Source organism: Corynebacterium atrinae (assembly GCF_030408455.1).
GTDB classification, from domain to species: Bacteria; Actinomycetota; Actinomycetes; order Mycobacteriales; family Mycobacteriaceae; genus Corynebacterium; species Corynebacterium atrinae.
In genome coordinates this window covers 1,234,938-1,258,318 of record NZ_CP046977.1, presented here as the reverse complement: position 1 = coordinate 1,258,318, position 23,381 = coordinate 1,234,938, and the positions used below count along the sequence as shown (strand labels likewise).

Genomic DNA, 23,381 nt, shown 5'->3' with positions numbered 1-23,381 from the left:
ACAGTAGTTTAAGGCGACTCAACTACCATGAGCCCATGCATTCTCTGAGCGTGAAATTGCCCTCCAGCACAGGCACTACGATGGCCGGCACGATTGACTTCCCAGACTCCACCCCCGTCGCCTATGCGGTGTTCGCCCATTGTTTTACCTGTTCACGCTTCGCACCCGCTGCCTCCCGAGTGTGCAAAACCCTCGCCGAGCACGGCATCGCCGCCCTGCGTTTCGATTTCCCCGGCCTCGGACAATCCGAAGGCAACTTCGCCGACACCAGCTTTAGCCAAAACGTCGCCGACATCATTGCCGCCTCCGAGTGGCTGACGGACAACTACGAGGCGCCCCAGCTGCTCGTCGGCCATTCCCTCGGCGGAGCCGCCGTCCTGCAAGCAGCTACCAAGCCGGTGATGGCTTCCATCAAAGCGGTGGCCACGATGGGCGCCCCCTTCGACCCTGCGCACGCCGTCCTCCACTTCGCTGAACGGGTCAAAGACGCCGACGAGGACGGTTCCGTCACCGTTGTCCTCGGCGGTCGCGACATCGTCATCTCCCGCGAGTTCCTCGAGGACCTCGCCGACACCGACCCCCAGTCCTACCTGCCTACTCTGCGCAAACCGCTCATGCTGCTGCATTCCCCCGTCGACCACACCGTCGGAGTCGAAAACGCCCAGAACATCTTCCGCCTCACCCGCTACCCGAAATCACTGGTCAGCATCGACAAAGCCGACCACCTCTTTACCCGCGGAACCACCGCGCAACGGGCCGGCCGGTTGATCGCCGAATGGGCCCGCCCTTACCTCACACCAACGCAGGTCCCCTCCCCCGTCTCCGACGGCCAAGCCGTGGCGACCATCGCCGCCGGCACCCGCCTGGGATCAGTAGTGCGGACCTCCCGCGAAGCGATCGTCACCGACCGCCCCAAGGGCGACGGTGGCAAAGGCGCCGGCGTCAGCGCCCTGGAACTACTCATGTCAGCTCTCGCCGCAGCCACCTCCGAAGCCGTCCGCGCCGCCGCGCGTGGCATGAAGCTTCACGACGTCCGCGTCACCATCATCCACGTCTTCGACAACACCTTCGAGCGCAAGGTCGAACTCATCGGCAGCCTCACCACAGCTCAACACCGCCAGCTTCTCGACGCCGCCGCCTCCACCAACATCCAAGGAATGCTGTCCGGAGCCAATATCATGGACGTGTCGGCATGACCTTTCCCTTAGACCGACGATGTCCCTGCGGATCGGGCCTGACATACGGCGAATGCTGCCATAAGTACCACGCCGGGGCCCTCGCCCCCACCGCCGAAACGCTCATGCGCTCCCGCTTCACCGCGTTTGTAACCCGAGATGCCGACTATCTCCTCCGCACCTGGGACCCCGACACCCGCCCCTTCGAACTGACCCTCGTCGACCTCCCCGTCACCTTCTACCGTCTCGACATCCTCGACGTCGTCGAGGGCGGACCCCTTGACCCTCAAGGCATCGTCGAGTTCGAAGCCTTCTACAAAGGCGACCCCGCCGGAAGCCAGCGGGAGCGCTCCACCTTCCGCCGCATCAATGGCCAGTGGTACTACTCCACGGGCGCCGTGCCTTAAAAATGTTCGATGAACAGCAGATTCGTCATTTCAGATGACACTGTTGTAACCTAAACGAGTTGCAAAATGCTGCAACGGCGGACTGTGGCGCAGTTTGGTAGCGCACTACACTGGGGGTGTAGGGGTCGCAGGTTCAAATCCTGTCAGTCCGACAACAGCAGGTCAAGGCATATAAACAGGCTCTGGCCTGTTTTATTTTTCGGGCGTGTTTGCTGCTCAGGGCGCATTTTGATCCTAGGGCGTGCCACCGCATCATCAACCGCCCGGTGTGCCATTGGGCACGGATTGGGCACAAATTGGGCACGCGATTTCACCCTGCCACTCCTTGTTGCGGATCTCAGACAGGGTTTACAAATCAAGCTTGACGGGGATAAGTTGCCCCGCGACACTTCCTTAATTCGAAGGCAGCGATAGGTAAACCTCCGAACGAATCAGAGATATGAGAGGTTCTGGCTAGTGAGCCGCATTGCAGCAGCACTTCCCCACTTGCATGCAAGCGTGCCAACTCTCCGCCGCCATTAATGTCTAGAACGGTGGTGGTTCCTCCGGTGGTGGAGGCGGCGGAGGACCTTCCCGCTCAATCTGTTCTGTCTTTTGGGTTTGGGACTCCGACCTAATCCTCGCTCTTCGCTTCGTGATGCGTTGGGACACCGTTTGCATCCAGCGCCGTTCACTCGGAGCTAGTGGGCCGTCGCCTTCGGACTCCGCCCAGGACCCATCATCGAAGAGGAAGTACTTTCGCCTCGTCACCGGGTCCATGACGTAGGTGACCCGCCGGTCGGTTTTCATCGCATGATGCTTCACACACAACGCAGCCAAATTAGCTGCTGTCGTGGGCCCACCATCAGCATGATTAACCCGATGATCCATCTGAGCCCGATGAGCAGGAGTATCACACCCACCGACCGCACACGTCCCATCCAACGGTTACGTCCTCTAGCGTGGTGTATCTGTAACTGCCGGTGACGACCCCCAGAGAAAATGTGGGCGACCACCGCAGTACCTTTCGAATCAACTCTTACCTCTCCTCGAAAGGGAACCCACGATGGCCGCTGGCCCCCATTCTATCGACCCGACCACCTACCTCGACGATCTACTCTCCCAGGCCTCGCCGGACCTGATGCGCGAGATGCTCCAAAGCTTCATCAACCAGATTCTGTCGACCCAGGCCGACCAGGTCTGCGGCGCCGATTACGCCACCACCAGTGATGCTCGCGTCAACGTCCGCAATGGCTACCGCCACCGCGACCTCGACACCCGCGTCGGCACCGTGGATGTCGCCGTGCCGAAGCTGCGCACCGGCTCATTCTTTCCGGACTGGCTGCTAGAACGACGCACCCGAGCCGAACGGGCCCTGACCACCGTCATCGCCACTTGCTACCTGAAGGGCGTGTCCACCCGCAGGATGAACGACCTGGTCGCCACCCTCGGGATATCCAACCTGTCGAAGTCGCAGGTATCCGAGATGGCCAAGGATCTTGACTCCATGGTGGAGGATTTCCGCACCCGGCCGCTGGATACCAGCCCGTATCTCTACGTCTCGTGTGACGCCCTAACCATGAAAGTCCGCGAAGGCGGACGGGTGGTCAAGACCTCCGTGCTGCTGGCCACCGGCGTCAACGCCGAAGGCTACCGGGAATTGCTGGGCATGCAGGTCGCCACATCCGAGTCAGTCGCCTCATGGACCGGCTTCTTCCGCGATCTCAAGGCCCGGGGCCTAGATGAGGTGTACCTGGTCACCAGTGATGCGCACGTGGGTATCCAGCACGCGATCGGCGAGGTCCTGCCGAATGCGTCGTGGCAGCGGTGCCGCACTCATTTTGCGAAGAACCTGTCCGGGCTGGTGTCGAAGACGCAGTGGCCGACATTATCGGCGATGTTCCACACGATCTTCCAGCAACCGGATGCAGCATCGGTGTGGGCCCAGGCCCGCGAAGTCGTGACCTTCTGCGAGCAGAAGTTCCCGCACGTAGCCGACTACCTGGAGGAGTCCCTAGACGAGCTGTTGGCCTTCACCCACGCCCCGAAGAGCGTGTGGAAAAAAGTCTGGTCGAATAACCCCACCGAGCGGCTGAACCGGGAGATCCGCCGGCGTACCGACGTCGTCGGGATCTTCCCCAACCGGGACGCCGTGGTGCGTCTGGTGGGCGCGGTCCTGGCCGAGCAGCATGACGATTGGATACAGCAGAAGCGCTACATGTCGCTCACGGCACTGGAGCAGACGAAGGCCATGATGAGCGCCACCGTCATCGATGCCGGCGAATCCACTCAGGAGGTCGCATGAGTCGACACCACTACCGGGCTCGGGACGGCCCTTGCACCGTCATCCTGCCTGTTTTATCGAAAGGCAGAAACACCACTCCCGCGGACTTGACCCCATCCAACCCGATGACCAGGGAACGAATATCTGCTGGGGTGGCATACGCATACGAGACCTTCTGGGCAATCTCATCCAAGTCGATCTCGACATCAACCCGGTTAAGAAGATCCTCAGTCTGCTTACGCGTGAGATACCCCACCCCAGAGACCCATCCAGGTGCATTCGGGATATCCGATGCCTTGTACAGGTTGAGGGTGACATTCGTTGACCCCTCCCCTTTGATGAGCGCTACGAGTGCGTCTGCTTGGCTGACGCCGTGAGTAATCGCATACTTGCGCACTCTGAGGTCGATTTCTTGGGCTGTGACCCCATCAAGATCGGCGTGCAGGAGGCCTCTGCCGTCAACGAAGGATATCGAGACGCTATCAGCAGGTGCAGGGGCGGGGTCCTCAGCAGAAATACTCTCATCAAGCATGGTGATGATCGCATTAAGGCGGCTTTTGATCTTGCCCACTGTCGGCAGGATCTGATTCGCCCGAGTCGGGGTCAGGAACTCCGCTAGTTCGGTATCAATGAGATCCACATGCTCTAACACAGTCGTGTCTGCTTTACAGAGGACACTATCGATGACCTTGAGCCGGGGGAGATCGAGATGGAAGTAGTGCTCCTGGATTTCCTTTACCTGTGGAAGCTCGTTGAGACGGCGGTGAGCACTGATCGCGGACATGAGGTACTGATCCCCACGCCCTAAAGAACGCCGAAGCTTAGCGAGAACGATGTCGATGTCCTCATCATCCCCGGGCAGGACTGATTGCCACAGTTCGTGGTCGTCGCGGCGCATCTGCGTTCCCCGGCAAGCAACAGGGTCATCGGGTGAGCTGACAGCGTAGTAGTACTGGGCGCGGGTGAGTGTGCGTTTGAGTAGCTCTTCCACTAGTGAGTGGTAGATCTCGGTGGTCACGCGCGTTCACCCCCTAAAGCAATTCGCTTGCGTGTTCTAATATCTATGTTAGAACACAACATCGAACTCCGCAAGGGCTGGAGGGAAAAATCCTGTAGAAAATTCCGCCTCTGCTGAGACGCGAACGCCCCAGCGCGGTTAAGCACTGGGGCAGACACGAACAGACAAGCTAGCCGAGGAAGGCCTTGTCCGAGAGGGTTGCTCCCTTGATGTTGGCGAATTCCTGCAGGAGATCACGAACGGTGAGCTTGGCTTTATGCTCAGCGCTCGCCTCGTAGACGATCTGACCTTCGTGCATCATGATCAGGCGGTTGCCGAGTCGCAAGGCCTGTTCCATGTTGTGGGTGACCATGAGGGTGGTCAGGTTTCCTTCGGCGACGATGCGTTCGGTCAGGGCGGTGACCAGGTCGGCGCGTTGGGGGTCGAGGGCGGCGGTGTGCTCGTCGAGAAGCATGATGCGCGGGTTGGTGAACCCCGCCATGAGGAGGGACAGAGCTTGGCGTTGGCCGCCAGAGAGGAGGCCCACCTTGGCGCCCAGGCGGTCCTCGAGGCCCAGTTCGAGGGAGGCGAGGTGGTCAATGAACTCGGCGCGCCTTTTAGCGGTGAGGCTAAGTCCCAGCCCTCGGCCTTTACCGCGCAGCCACGCGAGGGAGAGGTTCTCCTCGATGGTGAGGTTCGGTGCGGTGCCGGCTAGTGGGTCCTGGAAGACGCGTCCGACGTAGCGGGCGCGTTTGAATTCGGGGAGTTTGTTGACCCGCTTGCCGTCGATGATGACGTCACCAGAGTCGACGAACAGACGCCCGGCGACGGCGTTGAGCAGGGTTGACTTGCCCGCGCCGTTGGAGCCAATGACGGTGACGAAATCACCTTCATCGAGTTGTAGCGACAAATCTCGAAGTGCGACCCGTTCGTTGACCGTGCCGGGGAAGAAGGTCTTGGTGATGCCTGTGACTTGTAGCATGTCAGGCTCCCTTCGCGGCAAGGGCGGGCTCGGGTGTGCGGACGGCTCGTGACTTTGGCTTGACGGAGACCATCGCTTTGAATCTTGGGAGGAGCAGCGCCACGATCACCAGCAAGGCCGTAATGAGCTTCATGTCGTTGGGGTTGAGGCCAACCTGGAGCGCGGCGAAGATGATCAGGCGGTAGATCACAGCACCGATGATGACGGCGTAAACGGCGAGCCAGAGATTGCGCTGGCCAAAAATCGCCTGCCCCATGATGACCGAAGCCAAGCCAACGAGGATGAGGCCAATGCCCATGGAGATGTCGGAGAACCCTTGGTATTGAGCGATGAGCGCACCGCACATGCCAACAAGGCCATTGGACAGCGCGAGAGTCAGGGTCTTGGTGAAGTCGGTTGACACACCGAAGGAGGTGATCATCTGCCCGTTATCACCGGTGGCGCGCAGCGACAGGCCGAGGTCGGTTTTGAGGAACCCCACCACGAGCGCGCCGAGCACCGCCATGATCACTGCCAGTCCCCCGACGCCGCCCCAGGTGTTGAGCAGTCCTGCCTCGCGAAGCGGAGTAAATAGCGTGTCTTGGCGCAACAGTGGGATGTTGGCGCTGCCCATGATGCGCAGGTTGATCGACCAGAGCGCGATCATGGTGAGGATGCCAGCAAGCAGGCCGTCAATGCGTCCCTTGGTGTGCAGCAGGCCAGTGACACAACCGGCGATGAATCCGGTGCCGAAACCGGCGAGCGTAGCGAGCGCGGGATGCCAACCGTTGAGGATTCCTACGGCGGCGGTGGCCGCGCCCGTCGTAAAGCTGCCGTCGACCGTCAAGTCGGGGAAGTTGAGCACACGGAAAGTCAGGAAGACGCCGAGTGCCATGACCCCGTAGATAAGGCCGACTTCGACCGCGCCGATCATACGGTTTCGGCCTCGCTGAGGATCTCGGCGGGAATGGTGACGCCCTGGCGGGCGGCGGCGTCCTCGTTGATGACGTAAGAAAACTCCGTAGCGGTCTCGACCGGCATGGTGGCCGGATCAGCGCCATCCTGGAGAATGCGCAGGGCCATCTCACCGGTCTGGCGACCGAGCTCATGGTAGTCAATGCCCAGGGTGGCTACGGCGCCACCCTCGACGGTGCCAGCTTCCGCGCCGATGACCGGGATCTTGTTCTGCTCGGCTACCTGGATGAGGGAGGCGATGCCGGACACGACCATGTTGTCGGTGGGGACATAGATCGCGTCGACGTCGCCAAGCGCACCCACAGCCTGCTGGATCTCGTTGACGGTGGTGACCGTCTGGGTCTTGATCTCGAGGTCGAGCGGCGCAGCGGCTTCCTTGACGGCGTCGACCTGGACCTGGGAGTTGACCTCGCCGGAGGCGTAGACGATACCGACGGACTTCGCATCCGGGACAAGCTGCTTGAGCAACTCGAGCTGGGCGTCGATCGGAGCGGCATCGGAGGTACCGGTGACATTAGCGCCCGGGGCCTCATTGGATTCCACTAGATCAGCAGACTCAGCATCGGTGACCGCGGTAAACAGCACGGGGACGTTGGTGATGTTCTGGGCGGTGGCCTGGGCTGCGGGCGTCGCCACCGCAAGCACGAGGTCCTTGTTCGAGTTCGCGAACTGCTGCGCGATGGTCAGAGCGGTGGACTGCTCGCCATTTGCGTTTTGTTCGTCGAAGTCGACGTCAACTCCTGCGTCCGCAAAGGCCTCCTTGAAGCCCGCGGTGGCGGCATCCAACGCCGGGTGCTGCACGAGCTGGTTGATACCGATGGAGTAGCTTTCCCCGCCAGCCTTGTCCGCGCCCGAAGCGTCGGAGGAAGAACTGCCAGAGCCTGAGGTGCAAGCGGTGAGGGTGAGCGCTACGGCGGCGGTAATGCCGGCCAGGGCGCGGGAAGTGCGGGAGGAGAACATAGGGTAGTCCTTCACAGTCAGATTTCCAACAAAGTAGTGATCTAATACGCATTTCAATCTACTTTGCGGAACCGTCACAAGGAACAGCCGCCCCCATTTAACTCCCCCCGGCGCTAAGCCACCTCGCCAGGCTCCTCCACAGGCGGCGGTGAGGATTGGCACACCACTAATCCACCGGGGTCAATGCTGATGTTAAAGGCGGTCACCTGGCCAATTTCTTCACCGTCGACCTCGAAAACCTCGGGATGCTTGAGGGTCGCCTCTAGGTGAGTCCCAGAGAGGTAGCGCAGGGAACTAAGGTCTTGCGCGCCGCCAGTCACAGGGGCCGAGCTGCGGGTCAAGCGGCGGCGGACCTTCTCGCCTGCCTGGCGGATGAGCCTGCCGGCGATCTGCGCCCAGCCGAACACACCCGTGGGTCGAATGAACACGAGGTCGAAGATCCCGTCATTAGCCTGGGCATCGGGTAGCAACGGCAGTCCGCCGACGAGCTCCCCGCAGTTGCCGCCGATCAGCGAGTGCACCCTAGTCTTCTCGGGCTGACCTCCATCGATGCGGTATTCCGCTCGAATCCGATTCCCGCCCGCCAACGATTTCGCGATGGCCACGCCGTAGGCCAGGAATCCGACCTTCCTTTTCAGCTCGTCGTCGGTATTAACAATCATTTGGGCATCAACCCCGACGCCCGCCATGACGACGAAATCAAACCTCTCAGAACTGCCATCCGGCCTGGTCACCGCAGCGGTACACAGGTCGATTGCCGCGTCTTGCCCACCGAACACCGCGTCGACCGCTTCTTCCATGTTCAGCGGCAACTTCAGGTTGCGCGCCAGCAGGTTGCCTGTTCCCAGCGGAATCACGCCTAACGACGCCCCCGTATCCCGCAATCCCGTCGCAGCCGCCCGCACCGTTCCATCCCCGCCGCAGGCCACGACCATGGTCGCGCCCCGCGCGACCGCCTCGCGCGCCGGTCCCTCTCCGGGGTCGTCCTTGGTGGTCTCCCACCACTCGACCTCGCCCCATCCATGCTTATCGACGGCCGCTGCTACCGCAGCTTTCAGCTCATCCAGCTCTACCTTCCCGGGGTGGTAGACGATGGCGACGCGTCCTTTCGGGGCAGCAGTATTCATAAGCGCCAAGTTACACACCAAAGAAGGAACGAACCTCCGCGGTCGCGCCGTCCGGCCAGACGTGTTCACCCCCGCCAACTCGCAGGTGACTCAATGGCATCTCGCATCCTTGCCAGTGCTGCTCAATCTCAGTCGTGCTGCGGCGCACGATAACCGGCTCCTCGCAGCCGTTTCGTTTCGCCACTTCACTGAGTACTTCTGGAACGGACTCGTAGTCCGTATCGTGGCGGCGACCGCCGTAATAATTGATCGTCTGATCATGGGTGCCGTGGATGTCGAGCCAGGCGACGGGGGTGTGCGAACAATCTTTGAGAATCGCCGTGTAGTACGCGGCCCCCACCGGGGCGATGGCGGTTACCTGGTCGGGCATCTGGCAGCTGAGGTAGGCCGCAAATCCACCACCATTGGAGAATCCGGCGGCGAAAATCCGGCGGTGATCGACGTTGAATCTCTTGTCTACTTCGCTGATGATGGTGCGGACGAAGCCCAGATCTTCCTTGCCGGAAGACTTGGCGTAGGGGGCAGGAGCCCAGGCTTTGTCGATGCCGTCGGCGAAGACAACGATGGCGCGGGCCTTATCCAGCTGAGTGGCATCCCGCATGCTTTGCGCGTCCTGGCCCCACCCGTGGAAGGCGAGGATGACGGGCCAGGACCGGGTGCTGTCGTACCCAGGCGGCGTGGAGACGAGGTAGGAGCGTTCCTTGCCCTCCGAAGTAGTGATCACTCGATCGATCGAGCCGGCACTGACCTCCTGGGCTAGTGGGGCTGCTGCGGTGATCGTAGCTGAGGGTTCCGCTGCGATAATGCGCGATGGGTCGCCGACAGTACAGGCGCTTAACCCGACTATGGCGGTAGCCAAAAGCAACATCAGGCGCCTCATGATTGCCTTCCTTTCGACCACGCTGTCCACAAGTCGGTATAGCGACCGCCATTGGCCACCAACTCGGCATGCGTGCCTTCCTCCACAATCCGCCCCTCGTCCATGACGGCGATTCGGTCGGCGCGGGAGGCCTGATCAAGACGATGGGCGATGACCAAAGCCGCCCGGTCGCGGGTGACTTCGTCGGCTGCGGCCTCCAACTCCCCCGCGCTGGCGGAACCTGCTTCCGCCGTGGCTTCATCCATGACGACGACCTTCGGGTCCAGCAAGAGGATTCGGGCCAGCGCGAGCTGCTGGGCGGCAACCGGCTCGAGTTGGTGCCCCCGAGCACCAACCTCAGTATCCAACCCATCAACTAGGGAGCCAAACCACCCAGCCTGGACGCGGTCGAGTACCGCACGGAGTTCGTCATCGCTGGCCTCCGGCTTGGCCAGGGTCAAGTCGTCGCGAAGCGTGCCGGAAAACACGTGGACGTCCTGGGAAATCATGGCCAGGCGGGCGACCCGCTCGGCGTCGGAAAGCTCTGACACCGCGACGCCATCGACAGTGACTGTCCCCTCGTCGGGGACGCGCAGACCGGCAAGCAGTGCCGCGACCGTCGTCTTACCGGCTCCGGAGGCGCCGACGAGCGCGAGTGTCTCACCGGGGCGAATGCTCAAGGACACGTCGCAGACGGCCCAGCCGCCATCGTCATACGCAAAGCTGACGTTGTCCATGACGACATTCCCGACCGGCGCCATCGCCCCAGAGTCGGGCACCGCCGCCGGTGGGTCGATGACCACGCCCACTATGCGGGACAGCGAGGCGTAGCCAGACTGCACGGTGTCGAGCACCCGCATGGTCATCATCAGCGGTCCTCGAAGGCGAATGAGCATGAACATCGCCGCAGTAACTTCTCCCACCGACAGTATTCCCTGGCTGACCGTGTGGTAGCCCACGAGGAGGCCCCCGCTGAGGATGATGAGTTCTCCAATCGATAGCCACACCTGCAGCACAATCATCGTCATGCGGGCGGAGTAGCCGTTGTCCACCACGGCTTGCGACGTGACGCGGATCCGCTCGTGCATCTCCGCTTCCATCCGGTAGGCGCCGACCGTCTCCCGGCCGTGGATCGCCTCGAGCAACTTGCGGGCACGGTCAGACATCGACGCCCGCTCGGCGGCATAACGACTCGGGGCAACAGCCAAATACTGCCGCGACGCGAAGTAATAGAGGGGTGCCACCAGAACCAGGATGATGAGGAACTGCCAGTTCAGCGACACCAACGCCACTCCGGTGGCGGCAATGATAAACAAAGAGCTGCTGAGAATCGGGACCGTCTCCGTGACCGCAGAGGATAACACGGCGACGTCATCGGTAGAACGGGAAACCAAATCACCGGTGCCCGCATCCTCCACTCGATGCACCGGCAGGCTCAGAGCCGTGCCGACCATTTCTTCGCGCAAGTGGGCAATAACACGTTCGCTCAGTGTGGAGACAACGAAAAACCCACCCGCGCTAAAGCAGGCCCCGGCGACCGCCGCGAGGACCAACAAGCCCGCCACCTCGACCAAACCGGACCCGCCCTCAATGACGATGTCCACGACTTTGCCCAGCAGCCACGGAACTGCCACCGTCGCCGCTGCCCCGAGGCTTAACAAAATGAACGCGTAGGAAGCCCGCATCCGCGCGCCGGGTACCCGGGAGATCTGGCGCCCGAGCTCTCGTCGAACCTGGTTGATATTGGCTAAGGGGAACCGCAATTGCGTGCTCATAGCTTCACCTCTGAGGCCGAATCGACGACCCGCTCTGCGACAGCTTTCCACGCCGGGGCATTTGTAAAGACAACCGTCGACTTTCCGTGGCGGTGCGCGGCAACCCGCCGCGAGATAGCCGCCTCAGTGACGGAGTCGACGGCCGTAGTCGGATCCTCCAGAACTAACAGATCCGGGTCGGCGGCAATCGCCCGCGCGAGTGCGACCCGTTGGCGCTGCCCTCCGGATAAATTGCGGCCGTTCTCCCCCACTTCGCGCTCTGGTCCGCCGGGAATATCTTCTGCTGAGGCGCAGTGCAATGCCGCCAACGCCCGTTCCCGGTCGGGATGGATGTTGGTGAGGACGCTACCGTCGAAGAGGTCCGCCGAATGCGGCGCGACAATGACGCGATCCCGCGGGGCAAGGATGATGTCTTCTGGTACCTGACCGGTAACCACCGTCAATCCCACGGGAGTCGCTGGCATAGTGGAGCGCTCCTGGCCGAGGGCGAAAGGCGAACACAGGACCTCTTGGACACGCGCGCCAGATGCCTGAGCCGCAGCCCACCGGGAGGCGATGTTCTTTCCCAGCATGGTCATCGGCGTGATGATGAACTGGGTCAGGCCAATCGCCGTGATGAGGTCGCCAATCGAGATCTGGCCGCCGATCGCCAGCCAGGCCGCAGCGACCGCGATGGTGATGATGTACATGAAGCCGGCTGTGTCGGTGATCGCATCAAGTCGAGCCTCGGAGGCATTGGCGCTGACCGTACGGTCATAGGCATCATCGGACACAGACTGGTAGCGGCCCCGCACCGTGGTGATGGCACCTAAACCCTTGAGAATCCGCAAGCCTTGCACGACATCGGTCGCCGCCGCCGCTGCCCGGGCCAAGGCGGCCTGCCGTTGGGCGGAGCGCTTGCGCAGGGGTTTCGCCGCCCTCAAAGCGACCCACACCAGCAAGGGTCCGCCGATGAACACGGCGATGCCCAAGGGCACGGAAATCGTCAGCATGACCGCGCCGACATAGATGATCGACGCGAGCTCCGCCACCGGGAACACCGTCATGAACACGGCATCCGCGATCTTCTGAGTATCCGAAGAGGCAATGGACAGCAGTTCGCCCGCGGTACGCCGCCGAGGCCCACCCATCCCCCGCGGGTCCTGGATACGATCGGTGACCTCCATCCGCAGATCATGTCCAATGACCAAGATTGCCCGGTTCATCAGGGCACGGCCCCACCAGCTAGCCACCATGCCGACGGCGAACACCACGACCAGGGCGCCCAACCAGGTGAACAACCGCTGAGCATTGAGCTCGGCGATGGCCTCGTCTATCGCTTTGCCAATGATCAATGGAGACAGGCCATTGCCCAGGAACGCGACGGCCACCAAGATCCCCGCTGGCAATGTCCACTGCCAACGCGACAACACCGTTTTCGGTAGCCAGTGTGGATCATTGGCTGCCGGGAGTTGTCGTGTCATGGCTAGCCATCTTAGACGACTAAGGTTGAGCTACGATGACCAGCTCACCTGCATTTCGTCCCGCTTCCACCAAGGATGCCCCGACTTTTCTTGACAGTTCCCATCGGCACCAATCGGCCTCCGCTTTTCGACGCGGCGCTGACACCTACGATGCGGTCCGCCCCGGCTACCCGCCGGCAGTCGCCGCCCTGCTCGCCGGTTACCACCGGGTCCTCGACCTCGGAGCCGGAACCGGCAAGCTCACCACCGACCTTATCGACGCCGGACACGACGTCCTTGCCCTCGACCCCAGCGAGGACATGGTGCGGGTGCTGGCCCGGTTGAACATCCCCGTCTGGCGGGCCACTGCGGAAGCGACCTCGCTCGGTGTCACTCTTGATGCCGTGACCTGCGCGCAGACTTGGCATTGGGTCGACTCCCCCGCCGCTTGCGCGGAACTGGATCGGGTGGTGCGCCCGGGAGGTCGGGTCGTGCTGGTCTGGAACAACCTCGATGTTTCCCACCCGTGGATCCTGCGCCTGGCGAGGATCATGCACTCGGGCGACATCCAACGCCCCGGCTTCCTCCCCGAGGTCCATTCCCCCTGGCGCATCACCGAAGAGTTTCGCACCGGCTGGATCCAACACCTGCGGGTGGAGCAGCTGTTCGACCTCATGGCCTCACGCTCCTACTGGCTGCGTTCAGGAGAGAAGGTCCGAGCTCGGATGACGGAGAATCTGCGCTGGTATCTCTTCGATCGTCTGGAGTACCACCCGGGCCAACTCGTGGCCATCCCCTACCGAACGGATGCGTTCGTGCTGGAGCGTGCTGGGGCCGCGTGATTTCACGCTGGCATGGAGGCTACTTCCGCTGACGGCGCTCGCGCACTCGCACCGCGATTCTCACGGGCGTGCCGTGGAATCCGAAGCGCTCACGGAACTTGCGCTCCAGGTAGCGGCGGTAACCGGCATCAAGGAAACCCGTGGTGAATAGGACGATCACCGGCGGACGGGTTGACGCTTGGGTAGCGAAGAGGACACGCGGGAGGCGACCATTCTTCATCGGCGGCGGGTTCGCAGCGATCGCCTCGCGCAGCCAGGTGTTGAGCTGGCCGGTGGAAATGCGCTTGTCCCAGTTTTCCAAGGCCTCCAGCATGGCGGGCTCGAGGCGCTGAAGGGCTCGGCCCGTCTTGGCGGAGATGTTGACGCGGGTGACCCAGGGCAGGTGGGCCAGCTGCAGGTCGATCTCCCGGTCGAGTTCGTAGCGGCGGTCCTCGTCCATGAGGTCCCACTTGTTGAAAGCGATGACCATGGCTTTGCCGGAGTCGAGGATCATGGAGATGACTCGTTGGTCCTGCTCGGAGACGGGCTCGGAGGCGTCGATAAGCAGGACACAGACTTCGGCGGCGTCGATGGCTGCACGGGTGCGCAGGGAGGCGTAGTACTCGTGGCCCTGGGACGTCTTGACCTTTTTGCGAAGGCCGGCGGTGTCGACGAACTTCCACACGTTCTCGTCGAGTTGCACGAAGGAGTCGACGGGGTCGACGGTGGTGCCTGCCACGTTATCGACGACCGAGCGTTCCTCCTTCGCCATCTTGTTCAGCAGGGAGGACTTTCCCACGTTCGGCTTGCCCACCAGCGCCACTCGGCGGGGGCCTTCGACGATCGATTTGTCACGAGGGACCTCGGGGAACTTCGCCAGGACCTCATCAAGGACGTCGGCGCCGCCGCGGCCGTGGAGGGCGGACACGGGCCAGGGGTCCCCAAGGCCGAGGGCGTAGAACTCGGCCATGTCGGCGTACATCGAGTCGGAGTCGAACTTGTTGGCCACGAGGAGAACCGGGACCTGGGCTTTTTGCAGGTTGCGCGCCATGACGGCATCGGTCTCGGTAATGCCCACCTTGGTGTCCACGACCATGACGATGACGTCGGCGGACTCCATGGCGATCTCAGCCTGGCGGGCAATCGCCCCGTGGATACCCTTGACGTTGGGGTCCCAGCCGCCAGTGTCTTGGACCCAGTAACGGCGCCCATTCCACTCGGCGAGGTACTTAATGCGGTCACGGGTGACGCCGGGAAAATCTTCCACGACGGCTTCCCGTCGACCGAGGAAGCGGTTGACCAGGGTTGACTTGCCCACGTTTGGGCGGCCAACAATCGCGACGGTGCAGAGTTCTTCTTCTAGGTGCTCGGGGTTCTCAAAGCCGACGCTGGCTTCTAGTGCGGCCCACTGCTCCTCGGTCATTTCCTCGAAGTTGAAGTCCTCGGCGTCAAACTCGGCAGGGGCCCAGCCATCACCGGGGGCGAGTTCTTCTTCGTCGATGAACACACCTTCAGCGTCCATTTCTCCGCCACCGGGGGTGTGGAAGACGAACTGGGTGTCCTCTTCGTTCTCGAAATCTTTGGTGCTCATCGGGCGCTCTCCTCCACCAATGTCATGAGGGTGTCGAGCACCTGCGCGAAGCTGAGCTCCGAAGTGTCGACGATGATGGCATCCTCCGCCGGACGAAGCGGGGAGGTTGCACGGTTGGAATCCAGCTCGTCTCGACGCACAACGTCGGCGAGCACGGTGTCAAAGTCAACGTCTCGGCCGGCCACGACATCTTGGTCGAAGCGGCGCCGGGCACGGACCTCAGCGGAAGCGGTGAGGAAGACTTTGACCGGGGCGTCGACAAGCACAACGGTGCCGATGTCGCGGCCCTCGACGATGGCGCGATGCGCCTGGGTTGCCAATCGACGCTGCAGTGCCACCAGGTTGTCACGGACCTGCGGGATAGCAGACACAGCGGAGACGTGGCGGGTGACCTCCGGGCCGCGAATCTCGGCGGAGACATCCTCCCCGGCGAGGAGAACCTCAGTGGAATCGGGGTCATCGTTGACAGATAGCGGCAGGTCAGCGGTAACCTCGATGACTCGGGAAGCATCGGCCGGATCGACGGCAGCACGAAGCACCGCGAGGGTAGCGACGCGGTACATCGCTCCTGTGTCGACGTATTTGGCGTCGAGCTGGGTGGCCAGGCGACGACAGGTCGTGGACTTGCCGGTACCGGAAGGACCATCGACGGCGAGCAGGAGGCCACCATCTGGCATATTGGACAAGGTCACAGTTCGACCGCCTTGTACAGCGACGTCAGCTCGGAATCATTCAAGGCGCGCATGGTGCCGGGCTTTTGCTCACCGAGCTGGACGGTGTGGAGCTTCGTGCGCACGAGGCGCTGCACGGGAAATCCCGCCTCCTTCAGCATGCGGCGCACGATGTGCTTGCGGCCCTCGTGCAGCTCGATGCGAATGAGCGACTGGCCCATGTGGGTGTCCACGATCTGCACGAAGTCGGCCTTGGCGGGGCCGTCATCGAGTTCGATGCCCTTTTGCAGGCGGTGGACGAGGCGCTTGTCGGCCTCTCCGAGCACGGTAGCCAGGTAGGTCTTGCGGACCTCGTGCTTAGGATGCATGAGGCGGTTAGCCAGCTCACCATCGTTGGTCAGCAGCAGCAGGCCTTCGGTGTCGGCGTCGAGGCGGCCGACGTGGAAAAGCCGCTGACCGGAGACTGTCTTCTCCGCGACAATGTCGCCGACGCACGGCCGACCCATGTCATCGGACATGGTGGACTGCATTCCGCGCGGCTTGTTCAGCAGGAAGTACTCGTGGTTTTCATTGACGTTGATACGCACGCCATCGACGCGGATAACGTCGACGTTCGGGTTGACTCGGGTTCCTTGGGTCTTGACAATCTTGCCGTTGACCTCGACTCGGCCCTTATCGATAAGAACTTCGGCGTGGCGGCGAGAGGCGACTCCGGCCTGGGCCAGGACCTTCTGGAGGCGGATGCGTTCATCAGCAGCCGGCTGGTCTTCGACGAGCCAGTCGGCGCCGAGGCTGCGGGCCACCGAGTCGGCGGTGGCAGCTTCCTTGCGGCGCTGATCAGAGTTGACGTTTTGGCGGCGGGCGGGGCGCGCGTTGGACAGCGGAATCTCGGATGCCCGCAGCTTCTTAGGCTGCTGGTCCTTGTCCGGTGTGCCGTCGCGGCGAGCGGGTGGAGTCACGTAGATCGTGTCCTATCTGTAGTTTTAGTGCTAAATCCAGCACCACCCTACCTGAGGAAAGCCTAGAACTCCTCATCAATGGAGTCGACGTCAGGCAACAACGGTGCCAGGTCCGGCAAGCGCTCGAGCGAGTCAATGCCGAGGAGCTCGAGGAACAGCTCCGTCGTCGCGTAACGGTGAGCGCCGGTGGAGGGCTCGATGTCGACCTCCTTGATCAATCCGCGCAGGTGCAGGGTACGCATAACGCCATCGACGTTAACTCCGCGCACACAGGAGATCTGCGATCTGGTGGCCGGTTGCCGATAGGCGATTACCGCCAGGGTTTCCAGGGCGGCGCGGGATAGCTTGGTTTGCGAGCCGTCCAGGAGGAACTGCTCTACCGCAGGGGCGTTCTCGGTGCGGGTGTACAGCCGCCAGCCCTCGGCGGTTTCCCGCAGGTCGAAGCCGGATCCGCGCTCATTGAACTCAGCGGCAATGGAGGTGAGCAGAGAAAAGACTGTGGCCTCGTCGACTTCCAATACCCGCGCCAAGACGGTCTCCGAAGCGGGGGTATCAATGACCAGGAGGATGGATTCGAGTCGCGAGCGAAGTTGGGAAATCATGGGCAAGCTCATGCGATTGCCACGTCCCGCCCACTGTCGGGGCGCCCCCATTCGGACCATGATCCCTCGTACACAGCCAAATCTTCATATCCGGCGAGGGTGGCGGCCAAAGCGTCCACACAGGCAGTTACCCCGGAGCCGCAGGTAAACGCCAGGTCTTCTCGCTTATCGACGACCGCCTCGAACAATGCCCGCAGCTGTCCCGCAGGTCGATAGGTGCCGTCGGAGGCAAACACCTCGGTGTACGGCAAGTTGACCGAGCCGGGAATGTGTCCGGGACGTAGTCCCGGGCGCGGTTCCGCTTCGGTCCCGGCGAATCGGCCCGCCGAGCGGGCATCGACGATGAGGCGGCCACCGGCGGCGACTGCGGCGGCGTCGATAAGCAGTTCGGGCCGGGAGGGAGCGCTAATGGTACCCCGTTGAGTGGGCCGGGCGAAAGGCGCAGTTTCAAAGGTCCAAGGGCCGTTGAGAACCCGGACGTTACTCAGACCTGCGACCCGCGCCAGCCACCAGATTCGCGGAGCAACCGCACCAGCTTGCTGGTCATAGACCACAACGGCGGTGTCATCGCTGATCCCATAGGCTTCGAAGAGCCCGCGGAGGTTTGCCGGAGCAGTATGGGGGAGCTGGCCTGACGGATCGGAAAAGTCTGCCTCCAAATCGGCCAGGTAAGAATCCGGGATGCCGTGGGTCGGCGGTGTCGGCCCCATGGAAGCGCATAAAAGAGTCAGGCCGGCCTGGCTCGCGCGGAGCTCGTCGATGGAGATAAGTGGAGACATACTGTTCAGTTTAAGTTGTGATCAAAGGTATGCGAAGACGTTAAAGATTTTCGTGCAAATCACCTTCTCTCCAATTCGTGATGTGTGTAACATGCCGGTATGAGTACGATCACCCGCACCGACCGCCTGATTTTGATGCCGCTGACCTCGGAGCATGACGCCGAGGCCTACAAGGTTTATAGCGACAAACGAATCTGGACCCACCGCCCGCAAGCTCGCCACGAGGATGTGCGCGAAACACACGTCCTCATCGGCCGAACCCAGGCCTCCTGGGCAGCGAAGGACCTGGGCCCTTGGGGCATTTACCTGCGGGATCAGCCTTCGGAGTTCATTGGCGTCGGCGGACTCGAGCTCGTTGATGGCCGGGTGTGGGACTTGAAGTTCCGCTTCCGCCCCGACAAATGGGGCAATGGCTACGCCACGGAGGTTTCCGAGACTGCCCTGCGTTTAGCAAAGCACCTCGACCCGGACACCCCAGTCACCGCGCGTATCACCACTAACCACCCTTCGTCGGAGCGCGTGCTGGAAAAGCTCGGATTGTCTCCGGTGTGGGAGGGGCGCCGCGTCGGCACCGAGGGCGCCCCGGATGAGCCGGACGTGCGCATCTACTCCGATCGGGAACTGCCGGTCGAGATCCTCGAGTTCCTCAAGGCCCGCCCCTAGTTCTTCTCCCCCGTCCAACAGCCCGCCGGTAAGTATCGGTGGGCTGTTTCTGCGAATGCTGCGTCCTGGCCTAGGCCGGCGGGCAACGTTCCCCAGAGTGGGACGCCCGTGACCACTGGCAGTTCGCTGAGGTTAAGCGAGGTCGCCAGGTCTTGGTCATCAGGCAGGGAGCCGCCGATGAGCCCGAGGACCTTAAGCCCCCTTGCCCTCGTGGCCTCCACGGTCAGCGCCGCGGAATTGAGCGAGCCCAGGCCCAGGGTGGTGACGACGACAACTTCCGCATCAAGTTCCCTGGCTAGATCCGCGCAGGTCTCGCTGTCAGTGAGATGAACGAGCAATCCCCCAGCCCCCTCCACCAACACGACGGTGTCGGGCGCATCGAGCTCGCGGATCTGTTCGGCCAGTTCTTCCAGGTCCGGCGCCGGGCGGCCCGCGCGCCGGGCGGCGAGGTTGGGCGCCAACGGGTCGGGGTAGCGGTGGAATTCCACTCCCCCAAGTCCAGTCAGCTTTTCGACGGTCGCAATGTCCCCGTCGTCCGTGTCCCCGTCCTTCACCCCGGTTTGCACGGGCTTGACAGGGATGACGCGGTGGCCGTCGGCGGTGATGCGTAAGGCAAGGGCGGCCGTGGCAATGGTCTTGCCCACATCGGTACCGGTCCCGGTGACGAAGATGATGCTCATTGGTTTTCCGTTCTCTTAGTTGCGGCTCCGACTGCGGCGTCAACGGCTGCGCAGATCGTAGCGATGTGCTCGGGTGTACATATATATGGCGGCATGACGTAGATGAGGCGTCCGAACGGCCTGATCCACACGCCGTGATCTAGTGCCGCGGCGGTAGTCCTGGACATATCTACCGGCTCGGCCATCTCGACGACGCCGATGGCCCCCAAAACGCGGACATCGGCGACCCCCTCGCGTTGCCGGAGTGGCTCAAGTCCGTCGAGCAGGGCCGATTCAATGGCCGGTACTTGGACTCGCCACTGCCCTTCCTGCAGCATGCGCACCGATTCGGTGGCGACAGCGCACGCCAGCGGGTTGGCCATGAAGGTAGGGCCGTGCATGAGTGCCCCACCACCGGCCGGGCTCTTGATCGCATCGGCGACGGCCTGGGTGGTCAACGTTGCCGCCAAAGTCATGAATCCTCCGGTCAGCGCCTTTCCCACGCAGAGGATGTCCGGGTTGAGGCCCTCGGTGGCGAACATTTTTCCCGCTCGGCCCCATCCACTGGCGATCTCATCAGCGATGAACAGTATCCCTTTCCGCTCACAGAGCTCGCGGACCGCAGCGACGAGAGCCCGGTCGTGGAAGCGCATCCCGCCTGCCCCCTGAACGATTGGCTCGATAATGAGCGCGGCGATGTCGTCCGCGATGAGCCCGTCCATGTTGTCTACATATTCTGTGATCTGGTCCGGGGTGGCGCCCCGGGCCGGTGGAGCCGGCGCGAATACCTGCTGCGCGAGGGTGCCCTCCCACAGCGCGTGCATCCCACCTTCCGGATCACACACGCTCATGGCCGCGAAAGTGTCACCGTGATAGCCCCCGCGCCAGGTCAGCAGCCGTCGGCGCTCGGGGTGGCCGATCCCCCGCTGGTACTGCAGCGCCATTTTGATGGCGACTTCCACGGCCACCGATCCCGAGTCGGAGTAGAAGACTTTGGTCAGTACGGGATCGGTGACCTCGATGAGGGCTTGGGCGAGCTCCACCGCCGGGCGATGGGTGAGGCCGCCGAACATGACGTGGCTCATCGTTTCCGCTTGACGGTGGGCGGCGGCGACAAGGCGCGGATGGCTGTGACCATGGACGACTGCCCACCAGGAACTCATGGCATCGATGACTTCGCGGCCGTCGCCAAGCGCCAGAGTGACTCCGCTGGCCGATTCGACCGGCAGCGCCGGTGTGCCTGCCGCAGCGTACGGGTGCCAGATGTGTGCGGAGTCGAGCCGTTGCACATCGGCTGGATCGAGTGGGTGAACCATCATTTCCTTCGGATTACTGAACACTGTTCAAGTTTAGGTGGGGCTTTGATCATATCCCATTGGCGAGTCTGGCATGATGCTGCTCATGACAATGATTGAACACCGTTCAGGGCAGGCGCCCCACCGCCATCCCCTGGCCATGCCAGCCGTGGTCAGCATCGAAATGTGGGAAAGGTTTAGCTTCTACGGAATGCAAGCCATCCTGGCGTATTACCTCTACGCCACCGTCTCCGATGGCGGCCTCGGAATGGACAAGGCAGAAGCCACCGCCCTCGTCGGGGCCTACGGATCCCTGCTCTACCTCTGCGCCTTTGGCGGTGGCTGGGTCGGCGACCGCCTCTTCGGGCCCGAACGCACTCTGCTGCTCGGCGCGGGCCTCCTCATGTTCGGGCACGTGAGCCTCTCCCTGATCCCCGGTTGGTTGGGAACCGCCCCCGGACTCCTCGCCATCGCCGTGGGCTCGGGCCTGCTGAAAACAGCCGCCATCACCGTCCTCGGGCGTGTCTACCCCGCCGATGGCGCCCGCCACGGCGTCGCCTTCCAGCTGTTCTACCTGGGCATCAACGTGGGCGCGCTCTTCGGCCCGCTGCTTACCGGGTGGCTCGCGGCCCGCTACTCCTACCATCACGGATTCGCTGCGGCCGCGGTCCTCATGGCCGTGGGCGTTGCCATTTATCTCAGCCTGCGACCCCGCATGATGGCCTCCCTCAGCGACTCGGCCCGAGTTGCCATCACCACGGTTCCTTCTCCCCTGTTCGGGCCCGCACGCTACCTCCTCCCGCTTGCCGTCATCCTCGGTGCGGGAGCCGTCCTGACTGTAGGGATGCGCAGCTTTGCCACCCTGGCCACCGTATTGCTCGTCGCGACCTTGAGCGTCGCAGTAGCCCTGTTCATCCAAATGTTCCGATCACCATTGGTCAGTTCCGCCGAACGCCACCGAGTAGCCGCCTTCCTCCCCATGTTCATCGCCTCCACCACCTATTGGGCGCTCCTCGCCCAGACTTACGGAGTCTTCGCGGTCTACTCCGCCGAACGCCTTAACCGCTCCCTCCTCGGCTTCGAGATCCCCCCGGCATGGACCCAATCCCTCAACCCCTTCTACATCCTCACCCTCGCCTTGCCCGTCACCTGGGCCCTCGCCCGCCTGCGCAGTCGCAGAGGCCCCCACTCCGCCACCACGATGGCCTCGGGACTCCTCATTGCCGGGGCAGGCATGCTCGTCCTGCTCCCGTTCGCGGGCGGCGCAGCCGGATCCACCCCGTTCCTCGCACTCGCGGGCTGTATCCTGCTCTTCTCCCTGGGCGAACTCCTCATCGGCCCCGTTGGTATGGCAGCCACCAGCGCCCACGCACCAGCGGCATTCGCCACCCGCTTCTCCGCGCTCTACTTCCTCACCCTGTCCATCGGCACCTCCCTGGCGGGGTCTCTGTCGAGGTTCTTTGACCCCAGCAACGCCGTCGCCGAGCGCACCTACCTTCTCAGCGTGGCCGGCACCGTCATCGCCATCGCGGTGGGCGTGTTCTTCGCAGCTCGCGCCTTGCGGCGAGACTAGTCCCAGTTCCTCGCCGCCACGACAGCCGGGTCGACGTCGAGACCGGTCCAGGCGACGTTGAGCTCCCCCAGCGGCTCAGCTTGCTCAGCCTCCACGGCCTTGGCTTTATAAAGCTCAAGGAGGGCGAGGAACCGCCCCACGATCTCCATCGATATAGTGCAGTCGCGGGTGAGGGCTGCGAAGGTGAGCCAGTGGTTTTGCCCCATAAGTCGCAGCGTATCCAGAATGCGGCCAGCCTGTTCCGGAACGGAGACCGCCACCTGGTGGATATGGCCAATGCCCACTTCTTCTGGCGGCTTGGGGCGGAAAACCCCCGCTGCCAGCTCTGCGAAGGACGCGGGAGTGTGGCCGAGGGTGACGGGTGGAAGGAGATCAGCGAACTGCTCCTCCATTCCGACGGCTCGGGGGTAGCGGCGTTGGGCGTTTTTCTGCCATTGGGCAAACAAGTCCGCTACCTGTTTGTAGGCCTTGTATTGCAGGAGCCGGGCGAAGAGGAGATCGCGGGTTTCCAAAAGGGCGAGGTCTTCGAGGTCGTCGACTTCGCCCCGGGGAAGCAGGCGCGCCGCCTTGAGGTCCAGCAGGGTGGCCGCGATGACGAGGAACTCCGTGGTTTCGTCCAGGTCGGCGGTTTCGCCTAGGCGACGCGTGTACGCAATGAAATCGTCGGTGACTTCAGAGAGCGCCACCTCGGTGACGTCAAGCTTCTTAGCGCCGATGAGCTGGAGCAACAGGTCAAAGGGGCCCTCAAAGTTCTTCAATGCCACGCGGAAGCCCGGCAACTCCGGCTGTACGCCCGCCTCGGGCAGACTCGCTGATCTGCGAGGCGG

General features: G+C 62.7%; 23 protein-coding genes and 1 tRNA gene. 7 read left to right on the top strand and 17 right to left on the bottom strand.

From position 1 onward, the window contains the following. The first annotated feature begins 35 nt into the window (after nt 1-35). The 3 genes from CATRI_RS06235 (at nt 36) to CATRI_RS06225 (ending at nt 1,734) form a co-directional block, all read left to right on the top strand. Nucleotides 36-1,196 (top strand): bifunctional alpha/beta hydrolase/OsmC family protein, encoded by a 1,161-nt coding sequence (locus CATRI_RS06235; protein ID WP_290220710.1) that lies wholly within the window; start codon nt 36-38, stop codon nt 1,194-1,196. Continuing rightward, nucleotides 1,193-1,582 carry a YchJ family protein gene (locus tag CATRI_RS06230; RefSeq protein ID WP_290220708.1) on the top strand — a complete coding sequence of 130 codons (390 nt, stop codon included), beginning with the start codon at nt 1,193-1,195 and terminating at the stop codon, nt 1,580-1,582. Before CATRI_RS06235 ends, CATRI_RS06230 begins: the two co-directional genes overlap by 4 nt. A gap of 78 nt (nt 1,583-1,660) precedes the next feature. Further along, nucleotides 1,661-1,734, top strand: a tRNA-Pro gene (locus CATRI_RS06225). Between the two features lie 373 nt (nt 1,735-2,107). On the opposite strand, the gene CATRI_RS06220 is transcribed toward CATRI_RS06225, so the two are convergent. After that, entirely contained in the window at nt 2,108-2,506 is a 399-nt protein-coding gene (locus CATRI_RS06220; RefSeq protein ID WP_290220706.1) for an HNH endonuclease signature motif containing protein, read from the bottom strand. Between the two features lie 121 nt (nt 2,507-2,627). On the opposite strand from CATRI_RS06220, the gene CATRI_RS06215 reads away from it, so the two are divergent. Next, nucleotides 2,628-3,866, top strand: a complete 1,239-nt coding sequence (locus CATRI_RS06215; RefSeq protein ID WP_290218465.1) for an IS256 family transposase — start codon at nt 2,628-2,630, stop codon at nt 3,864-3,866. A gap of 10 nt (nt 3,867-3,876) precedes the next feature. Here the strand turns inward: CATRI_RS06215 and CATRI_RS06210 are convergent, their stop codons facing one another. From CATRI_RS06210 to CATRI_RS06175, 8 genes are all read right to left on the bottom strand, one after another. Beyond that, on the bottom strand, nt 3,877-4,863 hold the full coding sequence (locus CATRI_RS06210) for a hypothetical protein (RefSeq protein ID WP_290220705.1): 987 nt from the start codon (nt 4,861-4,863) through the stop codon (nt 3,877-3,879). 169 nt (nt 4,864-5,032) lie between these two features. Then, a complete protein-coding gene (locus CATRI_RS06205; RefSeq protein WP_290220704.1) occupies nt 5,033-5,824 on the bottom strand; it encodes an ABC transporter ATP-binding protein in 792 nt (263 codons plus the stop codon). 1 nt (nt 5,825) lies between these two features. Then, complete coding sequence (locus tag CATRI_RS06200) at nt 5,826-6,737, bottom strand: ABC transporter permease (RefSeq protein WP_290220702.1); 912 nt, start codon at nt 6,735-6,737, stop codon at nt 5,826-5,828. Then, the gene (locus CATRI_RS06195) at nt 6,734-7,738 is read right to left on the bottom strand and encodes an ABC transporter substrate-binding protein (protein WP_290220700.1); all 1,005 of its coding nucleotides are present in this window, start codon (nt 7,736-7,738) and stop codon (nt 6,734-6,736) included. The genes CATRI_RS06200 and CATRI_RS06195 overlap by 4 nt, the downstream gene beginning before the upstream one ends. Nucleotides 7,739-7,851: 113 nt before the next feature. Continuing rightward, nucleotides 7,852-8,865, bottom strand: coding sequence for a diacylglycerol/lipid kinase family protein (locus CATRI_RS06190; RefSeq protein WP_290220698.1), 1,014 nt, complete (start codon nt 8,863-8,865; stop codon nt 7,852-7,854). Nucleotides 8,866-8,875: 10 nt separating this feature from the next. Then, nucleotides 8,876-9,745 (bottom strand): CE1 family esterase, encoded by an 870-nt coding sequence (locus CATRI_RS06185; RefSeq protein ID WP_290220695.1) that lies wholly within the window; start codon nt 9,743-9,745, stop codon nt 8,876-8,878. After that, nucleotides 9,742-11,499, bottom strand: a complete 1,758-nt coding sequence (locus CATRI_RS06180; RefSeq protein ID WP_290220693.1) for an ABC transporter ATP-binding protein — start codon at nt 11,497-11,499, stop codon at nt 9,742-9,744. Before CATRI_RS06180 ends, CATRI_RS06185 begins: the two co-directional genes overlap by 4 nt. After that, complete coding sequence (locus tag CATRI_RS06175; RefSeq protein WP_290220691.1) at nt 11,496-12,962, bottom strand: ABC transporter transmembrane domain-containing protein; 1,467 nt, start codon at nt 12,960-12,962, stop codon at nt 11,496-11,498. The genes CATRI_RS06180 and CATRI_RS06175 overlap by 4 nt, the downstream gene beginning before the upstream one ends. A gap of 35 nt (nt 12,963-12,997) precedes the next feature. On the opposite strand from CATRI_RS06175, the gene CATRI_RS06170 reads away from it, so the two are divergent. After that, on the top strand, nt 12,998-13,783 hold the full coding sequence (locus CATRI_RS06170; protein WP_290220689.1) for a class I SAM-dependent methyltransferase: 786 nt from the start codon (nt 12,998-13,000) through the stop codon (nt 13,781-13,783). Between the two features lie 19 nt (nt 13,784-13,802). Here CATRI_RS06170 and der read toward each other — a convergent pair whose 3' ends face one another. From der to CATRI_RS06145, 5 genes are all read right to left on the bottom strand, one after another. Then, entirely contained in the window at nt 13,803-15,353 is a 1,551-nt protein-coding gene (gene der / locus CATRI_RS06165) for a ribosome biogenesis GTPase Der (RefSeq protein ID WP_290220687.1), read from the bottom strand. After that, nucleotides 15,350-16,030: a (d)CMP kinase gene (cmk, locus tag CATRI_RS06160; RefSeq protein WP_290221003.1), complete on the bottom strand. Its 681-nt coding sequence runs from the start codon at nt 16,028-16,030 to the stop codon at nt 15,350-15,352. The genes der and cmk overlap by 4 nt, the downstream gene beginning before the upstream one ends. An 11-nt stretch (nt 16,031-16,041) precedes the next feature. Next, nucleotides 16,042-16,983: a pseudouridine synthase gene (locus CATRI_RS06155; protein WP_290220685.1), complete on the bottom strand. Its 942-nt coding sequence runs from the start codon at nt 16,981-16,983 to the stop codon at nt 16,042-16,044. Between the two features lie 62 nt (nt 16,984-17,045). Further along, nucleotides 17,046-17,597, bottom strand: a complete 552-nt coding sequence (gene scpB / locus CATRI_RS06150; protein WP_290220684.1) for an SMC-Scp complex subunit ScpB — start codon at nt 17,595-17,597, stop codon at nt 17,046-17,048. Continuing rightward, a complete protein-coding gene (locus CATRI_RS06145; protein WP_290220682.1) occupies nt 17,594-18,364 on the bottom strand; it encodes a sulfurtransferase in 771 nt (256 codons plus the stop codon). The genes scpB and CATRI_RS06145 overlap by 4 nt, the downstream gene beginning before the upstream one ends. Nucleotides 18,365-18,463: 99 nt before the next feature. Here CATRI_RS06145 and CATRI_RS06140 point away from each other — a divergent pair, with 99 nt between their 5' ends. Further along, nucleotides 18,464-19,027 carry a GNAT family N-acetyltransferase gene (locus tag CATRI_RS06140; protein WP_290220680.1) on the top strand — a complete coding sequence of 188 codons (564 nt, stop codon included), beginning with the start codon at nt 18,464-18,466 and terminating at the stop codon, nt 19,025-19,027. Here CATRI_RS06140 and bioD read toward each other — a convergent pair. Together bioD and CATRI_RS06130 are read right to left on the bottom strand one after the other, a co-directional pair. Then, complete coding sequence (gene bioD, locus CATRI_RS06135) at nt 19,024-19,707, bottom strand: dethiobiotin synthase (protein ID WP_290220679.1); 684 nt, start codon at nt 19,705-19,707, stop codon at nt 19,024-19,026. The genes CATRI_RS06140 and bioD overlap by 4 nt on opposite strands. Next, nucleotides 19,704-21,005, bottom strand: coding sequence for an adenosylmethionine--8-amino-7-oxononanoate transaminase (locus tag CATRI_RS06130; protein WP_435384194.1), 1,302 nt, complete (start codon nt 21,003-21,005; stop codon nt 19,704-19,706). Before CATRI_RS06130 ends, bioD begins: the two co-directional genes overlap by 4 nt. Nucleotides 21,006-21,087: 82 nt before the next feature. On the opposite strand from CATRI_RS06130, the gene CATRI_RS06125 reads away from it, so the two are divergent. Beyond that, entirely contained in the window at nt 21,088-22,554 is a 1,467-nt protein-coding gene (locus CATRI_RS06125) for a peptide MFS transporter (protein ID WP_290220675.1), read from the top strand. On the opposite strand, the gene CATRI_RS06120 is transcribed toward CATRI_RS06125, so the two are convergent. Continuing rightward, entirely contained in the window at nt 22,551-23,360 is an 810-nt protein-coding gene (locus CATRI_RS06120) for a segregation and condensation protein A (RefSeq protein WP_290220998.1), read from the bottom strand. The genes CATRI_RS06125 and CATRI_RS06120 overlap by 4 nt on opposite strands. Between the last annotated feature and the right edge of the window lie 21 nt (nt 23,361-23,381).

What these genes read in the sequence shown, in the direction of transcription:
- CATRI_RS06140 (WP_290220680.1), top strand. Translation starts at nt 18,464, where the DNA reads ATGAGTACGATCACCCGCACCGACCGCCTGATTTTGATGCCGCTGACC.
- CATRI_RS06215 (WP_290218465.1), top strand. Translation starts at nt 2,628, where the DNA reads ATGGCCGCTGGCCCCCATTCTATCGACCCGACCACCTACCTCGACGAT.
- CATRI_RS06230 (WP_290220708.1), top strand. Translation starts at nt 1,193, where the DNA reads ATGACCTTTCCCTTAGACCGACGATGTCCCTGCGGATCGGGCCTGACA.
- scpB (WP_290220684.1), bottom strand. Translation starts at nt 17,597, where the DNA reads ATGAGCTTGCCCATGATTTCCCAACTTCGCTCGCGACTCGAATCCATC.
- bioD (WP_290220679.1), bottom strand. Translation starts at nt 19,707, where the DNA reads ATGAGCATCATCTTCGTCACCGGGACCGGTACCGATGTGGGCAAGACC.
- CATRI_RS06185 (WP_290220695.1), bottom strand. Translation starts at nt 9,745, where the DNA reads ATGAGGCGCCTGATGTTGCTTTTGGCTACCGCCATAGTCGGGTTAAGC.
- CATRI_RS06175 (WP_290220691.1), bottom strand. Translation starts at nt 12,962, where the DNA reads ATGACACGACAACTCCCGGCAGCCAATGATCCACACTGGCTACCGAAA.
- cmk (WP_290221003.1), bottom strand. Translation starts at nt 16,030, where the DNA reads ATGCCAGATGGTGGCCTCCTGCTCGCCGTCGATGGTCCTTCCGGTACC.
- CATRI_RS06145 (WP_290220682.1), bottom strand. Translation starts at nt 18,364, where the DNA reads ATGTCTCCACTTATCTCCATCGACGAGCTCCGCGCGAGCCAGGCCGGC.
- CATRI_RS06195 (WP_290220700.1), bottom strand. Translation starts at nt 7,738, where the DNA reads ATGTTCTCCTCCCGCACTTCCCGCGCCCTGGCCGGCATTACCGCCGCC.
- CATRI_RS06200 (WP_290220702.1), bottom strand. Translation starts at nt 6,737, where the DNA reads ATGATCGGCGCGGTCGAAGTCGGCCTTATCTACGGGGTCATGGCACTC.
- CATRI_RS06170 (WP_290220689.1), top strand. Translation starts at nt 12,998, where the DNA reads ATGACCAGCTCACCTGCATTTCGTCCCGCTTCCACCAAGGATGCCCCG.
- CATRI_RS06235 (WP_290220710.1), top strand. Translation starts at nt 36, where the DNA reads ATGCATTCTCTGAGCGTGAAATTGCCCTCCAGCACAGGCACTACGATG.
- CATRI_RS06130 (WP_435384194.1), bottom strand. Translation starts at nt 21,005, where the DNA reads ATGATGGTTCACCCACTCGATCCAGCCGATGTGCAACGGCTCGACTCC.
- der (WP_290220687.1), bottom strand. Translation starts at nt 15,353, where the DNA reads ATGAGCACCAAAGATTTCGAGAACGAAGAGGACACCCAGTTCGTCTTC.
- CATRI_RS06125 (WP_290220675.1), top strand. Translation starts at nt 21,088, where the DNA reads ATGACAATGATTGAACACCGTTCAGGGCAGGCGCCCCACCGCCATCCC.
- CATRI_RS06205 (WP_290220704.1), bottom strand. Translation starts at nt 5,824, where the DNA reads ATGCTACAAGTCACAGGCATCACCAAGACCTTCTTCCCCGGCACGGTC.
- CATRI_RS06190 (WP_290220698.1), bottom strand. Translation starts at nt 8,865, where the DNA reads ATGAATACTGCTGCCCCGAAAGGACGCGTCGCCATCGTCTACCACCCC.
- CATRI_RS06180 (WP_290220693.1), bottom strand. Translation starts at nt 11,499, where the DNA reads ATGAGCACGCAATTGCGGTTCCCCTTAGCCAATATCAACCAGGTTCGA.